At 59.2% G+C, this 8,298-nt stretch carries 7 protein-coding genes; 2 read left to right on the forward strand and 5 right to left on the reverse strand.

Translation table 11 applies throughout. The annotated features are described in order from the left end of the window. Positions 1-33: 33 nt before the first annotated feature. From OC610_RS16190 to OC610_RS16210, 5 genes are all read right to left on the reverse strand, one after another. Positions 34-1,392 (reverse strand): 8-oxoguanine deaminase, encoded by a 1,359-nt coding sequence (locus tag OC610_RS16190; protein WP_264429013.1) that lies wholly within the window; start codon positions 1,390-1,392, stop codon positions 34-36. Between the two features lie 245 nt (positions 1,393-1,637). Continuing rightward, a complete protein-coding gene (locus OC610_RS16195; RefSeq protein ID WP_264429015.1) occupies positions 1,638-2,324 on the reverse strand; it encodes an SDR family oxidoreductase in 687 nt (228 codons plus the stop codon). Positions 2,325-2,753: 429 nt separating this feature from the next. Beyond that, positions 2,754-3,344 carry an IMPACT family protein gene (locus tag OC610_RS16200; protein WP_264429017.1) on the reverse strand — a complete coding sequence of 197 codons (591 nt, stop codon included), beginning with the start codon at positions 3,342-3,344 and terminating at the stop codon, positions 2,754-2,756. Positions 3,345-3,350: 6 nt separating this feature from the next. Then, positions 3,351-4,001 (reverse strand): TetR/AcrR family transcriptional regulator, encoded by a 651-nt coding sequence (locus OC610_RS16205; protein ID WP_264429019.1) that lies wholly within the window; start codon positions 3,999-4,001, stop codon positions 3,351-3,353. Positions 4,002-4,105: 104 nt separating this feature from the next. Further along, on the reverse strand, positions 4,106-5,026 hold the full coding sequence (locus OC610_RS16210; RefSeq protein ID WP_264429021.1) for a LysR family transcriptional regulator: 921 nt from the start codon (positions 5,024-5,026) through the stop codon (positions 4,106-4,108). 122 nt (positions 5,027-5,148) lie between these two features. Here OC610_RS16210 and OC610_RS16215 point away from each other — a divergent pair, with 122 nt between their 5' ends. Together OC610_RS16215 and OC610_RS16220 are read left to right on the forward strand one after the other, a co-directional pair. Continuing rightward, positions 5,149-6,498 (forward strand): aspartate aminotransferase family protein, encoded by a 1,350-nt coding sequence (locus tag OC610_RS16215; RefSeq protein WP_264429022.1) that lies wholly within the window; start codon positions 5,149-5,151, stop codon positions 6,496-6,498. 60 nt (positions 6,499-6,558) lie between these two features. Next, on the forward strand, positions 6,559-8,052 hold the full coding sequence (locus OC610_RS16220) for a CoA-acylating methylmalonate-semialdehyde dehydrogenase (RefSeq protein ID WP_264429023.1): 1,494 nt from the start codon (positions 6,559-6,561) through the stop codon (positions 8,050-8,052). Positions 8,053-8,298: the final 246 nt, after the last annotated feature.

An 8,298-nucleotide genomic window follows, 5' to 3' on the forward strand; every position in this document is an offset into this window, starting at 1 on the left:
GGCAAGCTCGCTGCCACATTGTTTGTGGTTTGATCAGGAGGCTGCTATCAATTCCCGCGCCGCCTGGGTGTGATCGGCGATCAAACCTTTCAGGTCCAGGCCCTCGACCTGCCCGTCGATCACTCGCCACTCACCGGCGATCATCACCCGATCAGCCCGATCCGCGCCGCACAGCAGCAGGGCCGAGATCGGGTCATGGCTACCGGAAAAGCGCAACTCATCGAGCTTGAACAGTGCCAGGTCGGCCTGTTTGCCCACTGCCAGTTCGCCGATGTCGCTGCGCCCCAGCAGTTGCGCCGACCCTCGGGTTGCCCAACCCAACACCCGTTCCGGGGTGATCGCTTGGGCGCCGTAGCGCAGGCGCTGGATGTATAGCGCCTGGCGAGTTTCAAGGATCATGTTCGACGCGTCGTTGGACGCCGAGCCATCCACGCCCAGGCCAAGCGGTGCGCCGGCGGCCGTCAATTCAAGCGTCGGGCATATGCCCGAGGCCAGGCGCATGTTCGAGCTCGGGCAGTGGCAGATGCCGGTGCCAGCGGCGCCGAGGCGGCTGATTTCGTCCGGGTTGAAGTGAATGCCGTGGGCCAGCCAGGTGCGAGGGCCGAGCCAACCGACACTGTCCAGGTAGTCCACGGTGCGCAGGCCGAATCGTTGCAGGCAGAAATCTTCTTCATCGAGGGTTTCTGCGAGGTGGGTGTGCAGGCGTACATCGAGCTCTTCGGCGAGTTCGGCGCTGGCGCTCATGATTTCTGTCGTGACCGAAAAGGGTGAACACGGCGCCAAGGCGATCTGGATTTGCGCGCCCGCACCGCGTTCATGGTATCGAGCGATCAGCCGCTGGCTGTCATCGAGAATCACCTGCCCCTGCTGCACGGTCTGCTGCGGCGGCAAGCCTCCGTCGGCCTCGCCCAGGCTCATCGAACCGCGGGTCAACATGGCGCGCATGCCCAGTTCGCGGACACTTTGTACTTGCACGTCGATGGCGTTTTCCAGCCCTTGCGGAAATAGATAGTGGTGGTCGGCCGCCGTGGTGCAGCCTGACAGCAGCAGTTCGGCGAGTGCCACTTTGCTGGCCAGGGCGAGCTTTTCCGGTGTGAGTCGCGCCCATACCGGGTAAAGCGTCTTCAGCCATGGGAATAGCGGCTGGTTGACCACAGGCGCCCAGGCGCGGGTCAGGGTCTGATAGAAATGATGATGGGTGTTGATCAGCCCTGGCAGGATGACGTGCTCGCGGGCATCGAAAATCTTGTCGCACGGCCGGGCAGGTTGCTGGTCGGCCCCCAGCAGTTCGACGATCACGCCGTCCTGCAGCACGAGGCCACCACGGGCATCGAGATCGTTGGCGGTAAAAATGGCGAGGGGGTTTTTCAACCAGGTACGGGTCGCAGGCATGATGCCGGCTCCTCTGAAAATGGGTTCAGGTTAGCCAGCTCAGTGATGCCCTGTCTGCTGATCCAGGGGCGCCGTGGGAGGGCGCGGTTCGGAGTTTACTCAGGTTGCCGGACGCATTTCCAGTGCCCAGTTAAGTTCTACTGTGGGAGCGGGCTTGCTCGCGAAAGCGGCGTATCAGCCGACATCTTGTTACCTGACTGTGTACTTTCGCGAGCAAGCCCGCTCTCGCAATGAATTCGTGGTGTTTACCAGGGAATCGTCTCGCCTCTGTAATTGACGAAGTGATGCCCGCCCTTGCCGGCGAAGGCATTGACCTGATCGATCAGTCCGCGGGTGCTGGTCTCCACATCGATTTGCGCATCTTCCCCGCCCATATCGGTTTTCACCCAACCCGGATGCAGCGACAGTACGGTCAATGACTGCCCGTCCAATTGGCTGACAAAACTGTTGGTCATCGAATTGAGCGCGGCCTTGCTTGCCTTATACAGCGCCAATTCCGGCGCGTCGGGCATGGTGACGCTGCCCAGCACGGAGCTCATGAAGGCCAGTACGCCGCTGCCTTCGCGGATTTGCCCGACGAAACGCTGAGCCAGGTTGATCGGGGCCACGGCATTGGTGAAAAACAACTGGCCGACCTCAGCCAACGTCGCGCCGCCGGGGCTCTGGTTGGCGGGGCCCTTGACGCCCGCATTGACGAAAAGCAGATCAAAGGTTTCGCCTTTGAGCTGCTGGCTCAGGGCGATGACGGCTTGCTGGTCGTCCATGTCGAGCTTCTCGACGCGTACCGGCCCCAGCGCTTTCAAAGTCTCTGCACCCTGCGGGTTGCGCACCGTGGCGGTTACGAGCCAACCATCACTCAGAAGCGTCTTCACCAAGCCAAGGCCCAAGCCTCGGGAGGCGCCGATGATCAATGCTTTTTTTGCCGAATTCATGAGTGCTTCCTTGAGAAGAAAAAGTCACGGATTTAATGGACAGCGTTTCCTGAGCCGTTGTTTCAAAGCGTGACGCTACGCGTCGGATTTGGTCATGTTGCCCAATAACGCCTGGTTAAAAAATGAACAAGCGGCTGCGAGCCATGCCGCTCTTGGGGATGCTCGAGCCATGAACGGGTTATCCACAGGTTGCTCCACAGTAATTGTGTGCAAGCGTTATCGTCAGGCATAAGCCCTGTGTGGCTTTCTTCTAAAGGTGATAAAGCGCCGCAACCACTTGTTTTTGGTGTGGATTCGGACAATCTCGGTTTCCCTGTACGAAAAATGAACAAACCTCTGGAAGCCGCATGACAGAAGGGTTACAGCATGATGCGCCCAGGTTATCCACAAGCGGGTGCACAGTGCATGTGGGCAAATCGGCGGCAGACGTCATGGGGTTTCTCGCTCCAGGCGTATCTGCCCGCGACTCAGGTCGCTCAGCCGCGCCTGCAATGTTTCGATGTGTTCTTTGCCCACCGCTAACTGAAGTTCCACGCCATTGGCGGTGAAACGCTCGGCGTTCACCACGCCACCGCATTCGGCTGTGCGCAGTTTTACCAGGGCCAGCTCCGCGAACCCGCAAAGGCAGCGCAGCGACACGCGGCTGATCAGTTCAACCTTTTCAGCGTTCTGCAGGCATTTGTTTGCTCCGCCGCCGTAGGCCCGGGCCAACCCGCCGGTACCCAGTTGGATGCCGCCGTACCAGCGGATGACCAGCACCACGACCTGGTCGCAGTCCTGGGCCTGGATGGCTGCGAGGATCGGACGCCCGGCGGTGCCGCCCGGTTCGCCATCGTCGCTGCTGCGATACTGCTCACCGAGTTTCCAGGCCCAGCAATTGTGAGTGGCATCGAGGTCGCTGTGCTGCTCGATAAAGGCCTGGGCGTCGGCAGGGCAGGTGATGGGCGCGGCGAGAGTAATGAAACGGCTTTTGCGAATCTCTTCACGGTATTCGCAAAAACCGACGAGGGTATAAGGCATGTAATCCTAGAGGTCAGGTGTCAGGCCGCAGCCTTTGAGAATGACACGGATGAGGTTGTCGCCGGCGTCGATCATGTCTTGCTTGGTCAGCTTGCTACGACCGGTCACGCGGCAGATCTGGGTGGCGAAATCAGCATAATGTTGGGTGCTGCCCCAGAGCAGGAAGATAAGGTGCACCGGATCGACCGGGTCCATTTTGCCCGAATCGATCCAGGCCTGGAAAACAGCCGCCCGGCCCTTGAACCAGGTGCGATAGTCCTGATTGAAATACTCGCTCAGGCATTCGCCGCCGCTGATCACTTCCATGGCGAAGATCCGCGACGCCTGGGGTTGGCGGCGCGAGAACTCCATCTTGGCGCGAATATATCGGCTCAATGCCTCAGCCGGATCGTCTTCGGCTGTCAGGGAATTGAACGTGCTGTCCCATAACTCGATGATGTTGCTCAGCACCGCCACATAGAGCCCGAGCTTGTTGGTGAAGTAGTAATGCAAGTTCGCCTTGGGCAATCCAGCCTTCAAGGCAATGGCATTCATGCTGGTGCCCTTGAAACCGTGACGGGCGAACTCATCCTCGGCGGCCCTGAGGATGGTCTCTTCGTTCTGTTGACGAATGCGGCCGGTAGGCTTGCCACCATGGGCGGGAACTTCAAAGGTCATGGACATTTCCGGGCTGGGTCTGTGGGGGCGGGCAAATGCGTTCATAGCGCACCGGCGCGGATCCGACAAGTGTTGCGGCGATAAAAGCCATGCGTGGCGGAGAATCAGCGCGTTGCCGCCAGGCTTTCGAGAAAACTTTCCAGCACCAGATGAGGACGACGTCCCTTTCGCGTGACCGACGCCAGGCTCAGGTCGTAGAAACGCGCCAAGGGCTTGAGGGCTCGCAGCCGTCCTTGCTGGACCCAGAGATTGGCATAGTGGTCCGGCAGATAACCGATATAACGCCCCGTCAGGATCAGGAACGCCATGCCTTCGCGATCCGATGCGCTGGCGGTGCAGTTCAGCGCCTGGTAATGGGCCTGGATGTCGGCCGGCAAACGGAACGTCGGCGCGATGGCGTCCTGGCTGTTAAGGCGCGCGTCTTCCAGTTGCTGATCATCTACATAAAAAAGCGGGTGCCCCACGGCGCAATACAGCAATGAACGCTCGCTGTAGAGCGGTTGGTACTCAAGCCCGGAAAGCGCACTGGCCTGGGGAACCACGCCGACATGCAGGCGACCATCCAGCACACCTTGCTCGACTTCGTTGGGGGCGATCATGCGAATCTGGATCTGCACGTCCGGCCCGCGTTCTTTCAACTGGGCCAATGCATGGGTGATGCGCATGTGGGGCAGGGTGACGAGGTTGTCTGTCAAGCCTATGGTCAGTTCGCCGCGCAAATGTTGATGAAGACCGTTCACTTCGGTGCGGAAACTTTCCAGCGCACTCAAGAGCTGCAGGGCCGATTGATAGACCTCGCGGCCTTCTTCAGTCAGTGAAAATCCCGCGCGGCCACGCTGGCACAAGCGCAGCCCAAGGCGTTGTTCCAGATCGTTCATCTGTTGGCTGATGGCCGAGCGACCGATGCCAAGCACCGTTTCGGCGGCGGAAAATCCACCGCATTCCACCACGCTGCGAAAGATCCGCAACAAGCGAATATCGAAGTCGCTAACCTGGGCCAGCGGATCGGGACGACGAATACTCATAGTTTACTGAACCGCTGACTGAAGGTTAGAAAAGCTGGATTTCACCGACTTTATCGCCGTGGCAACGTAGCCGCAAGAACGCTTCTGATTTCATTCCGTTTATGTCTTGCGAGGTTTTGTCGATGAACATGCCCGAACACGCTGTCGGTTCCCTGGCCAGCCAGCTCAAGCTGGATGCCCATTGGATGCCTTACACGGCCAATCGCAATTTCCAACGCGACCCCCGGCTGATCGTCGCCGCCGAAGGCAGTTGGCTGACGGATGACAAGGGACGCAAGGTCTACGATTCGCTGTCGGGATTGTGGACATGCGGCGCCGGGCACACCCGCAAGGAGATCCAGGAAGCGGTCGCCAAGCAATTGGGCACGCTCGACTATTCGCCGGGATTCCAATATGGGCACCCACTGTCGTTCCAGTTGGCGGAAAAAATCACCGACCTGACCCCGGGCAACCTCAACCATGTGTTCTTCACCGACTCCGGGTCCGAGTGCGCCGATACCGCTGTGAAGATGGTTCGCGCTTACTGGCGCCTCAAGGGGCAGGCCACCAAGACCAAGATGATCGGCCGGGCCCGCGGTTATCATGGCGTGAACATCGCCGGCACCAGCCTGGGCGGCGTCAGCGGTAACCGCAAATTGTTCGGCCAGGCCATGATGGACGTTGATCATTTGCCGCACACCTTGCTTGCTGGCAATGCATTTTCCCGCGGCATGTCGAAGGAGGGTGGCATTGCCTTGGCCGATGAGTTGTTGAAGCTGATCGAATTACACGACGCTTCCAATATCGCCGCGGTGTTTGTCGAACCCATGGCGGGGTCCGCCGGTGTCCTGGTTCCGCCAGAGGGCTATCTCAAGCGTCTGCGGGAAATTTGCGATCAGCACAATATCCTGCTGGTGTTTGACGAAGTGATTACTGGTTTTGGTCGTACCGGTGCGATGTTTGGCGCCGACAGTTTTGGTGTGACGCCGGACCTGATGTGCATCGCCAAGCAAGTCACCAATGGTGCGATTCCCATGGGGGCTGTGATCGCCAGTTCCGAAATCTATCAGACCTTCATGAGCCAGCCGACGCCCGAATACGCCGTGGAATTTCCCCATGGCTATACGTATTCGGCGCATCCGGTGGCGTGCGCAGCAGGCTTGGCTGCCCTGGACCTGTTGCAGAAGGAAAACCTGGTGCAGAGCGTGGCCGAAGTCGCGCCGCATTTTGAAAAGGCCTTGCACGGTTTGAAGGGCTCGAAAAACGTCATCGACATTCGCAACTTTGGCCTTGCGGGGGCGATCCAGATCGCACCGCGCGATGGCGACGCGATCGTTCGCCCATTCGAGGCGGGCATGGCGTTGTGGAAGGCTGGCTTTTATGTGCGATTCGGTGGCGACACGCTGCAGTTCGGGCCAACGTTCAACAGCAAACCGCAGGACCTTGATCGGCTGTTCGATGCGGTTGGCGAAGTGCTGAACAAAGTCGACTGATTCCCTCTTTATATAAGGACGCCCCCTGGGCGTCCGCTGTTCGATCCGTCTGGAGTCCCCATGAGTCTCATTCCGCATTTGATCAATGGCGAGCTGTTGAGCGACAGCGCACGCACCGCCGACGTGTTCAACCCATCCACCGGGCAGGCAATCCATCAGGTACCGCTGGCGGATCGCGCAACCATTCAACGCGCCATCGAGGCTGCCAAGGCGGCTTTCCCGGCCTGGCGCAATACGCCGGCGGCGAAGCGCGCCCAGGTCATGTTTCGTTTCAAGCAGTTGCTGGAGCAGAACGAGTCGCGCATCGCGCAGTTGATCAGCGAAGAACATGGCAAGACTCTGGAAGACGCCGCCGGTGAGCTCAAGCGCGGTATTGAAAACGTCGAGTTTGCCTGTGCCGCGCCGGAAGTCCTGAAGGGCGAATACAGTCGCAACGTAGGACCCAATATTGACGCCTGGTCAGACTTCCAGCCTTTGGGGGTTGTGGCGGGTATCACGCCGTTCAACTTCCCGGCGATGGTGCCGTTGTGGATGTACCCACTGGCTATCGTCTGTGGCAACTGCTTCATCCTCAAGCCTTCCGAGCGCGATCCGAGTTCGACACTGCTGATCGCCCAGCTGTTGCTGGAGGCCGGTTTGCCCAAGGGCGTTCTGAGCGTGGTCCACGGTGACAAGGCCGCGGTGGATGCATTGATCGAGGCACCGGAAGTGAAGGCGCTGAGTTTTGTCGGATCGACACCGATTGCCGAATACATCTATGCCGAGGGCACTCGCCGCGGCAAGCGTGTGCAGGCATTGGGCGGGGCGAAGAACCATGCGGTGCTGATGCCTGATGCTGACCTGGACAATGCCGTCAGCGCGTTGATGGGGGCCGCGTACGGTTCGTGCGGCGAGCGTTGCATGGCGATTTCGGTGGCGGTGTGTGTCGGCGATCAGGTGGCGGATGCGCTGGTGGCCAAGTTGGTGCCGCAGATCCAGGCGCTGAAGATCGGCGCGGGGACTTCGTGTGGGCTGGACATGGGGCCGCTTGTTACTGGTCAGCATCGCGACAAGGTCAGTGGCTATATAGAAGAAGGCGTATCGGCGGGGGCCTCGCTGGTTGTCGACGGTCGCGGCTTGAGTGTGGCAGGGCATGAGGAGGGCTTCTTCCTCGGCGGTTGCCTATTCGATCGCGTGACGCCCGAGATGCGTATCTATAAGGAAGAGATCTTCGGACCGGTGCTGTGTCTCGTCAGGGTCAATAGCCTCGAAGAGGCGATGCAACTGATCAACGATCACGAGTATGGCAACGGCACCTGCATCTTCACCCGTGATGGTGAAGCGGCGCGGTTGTTCTGTGATGAGATTGAAGTCGGCATGGTCGGCGTCAACGTACCACTGCCGGTGCCTGTTGCTTATCACAGCTTTGGTGGTTGGAAGCGCTCGCTGTTTGGCGACCTGCACGCCTACGGCCCGGATGGCGTGCGTTTCTATACTCGTCGCAAGGCAATTACCCAGCGCTGGCCGCAACGTGCCAGCCACGAGGCTTCACAGTTCGCATTCCCCAGTTTGTAATCGATAAGCGCAGAAGCCGGTACCCTTGGATGCCGGCTTCTGCGTTTACAGGGGTTTTTTGACTGATATGACAGAATTATGAAAATAACGGTTGACGGCAGATTCCATGTGTCTATAATTCGCCCCACTTCCGGCGCAGTCGAAACTAAAAACTCCTTGAATTTCAATGAGTTAAGTAGGTTTCGATAGGTCAGGCGCTTCAGTTAATCGAAGCGTTGAAGGAGTTGATAGAGCAGTGTTGTTTGA

It is taken from the genome of Pseudomonas agronomica, assembly GCF_025917275.1.
Lineage (GTDB): Bacteria > Pseudomonadota > Gammaproteobacteria > Pseudomonadales > Pseudomonadaceae > Aquipseudomonas > Aquipseudomonas agronomica.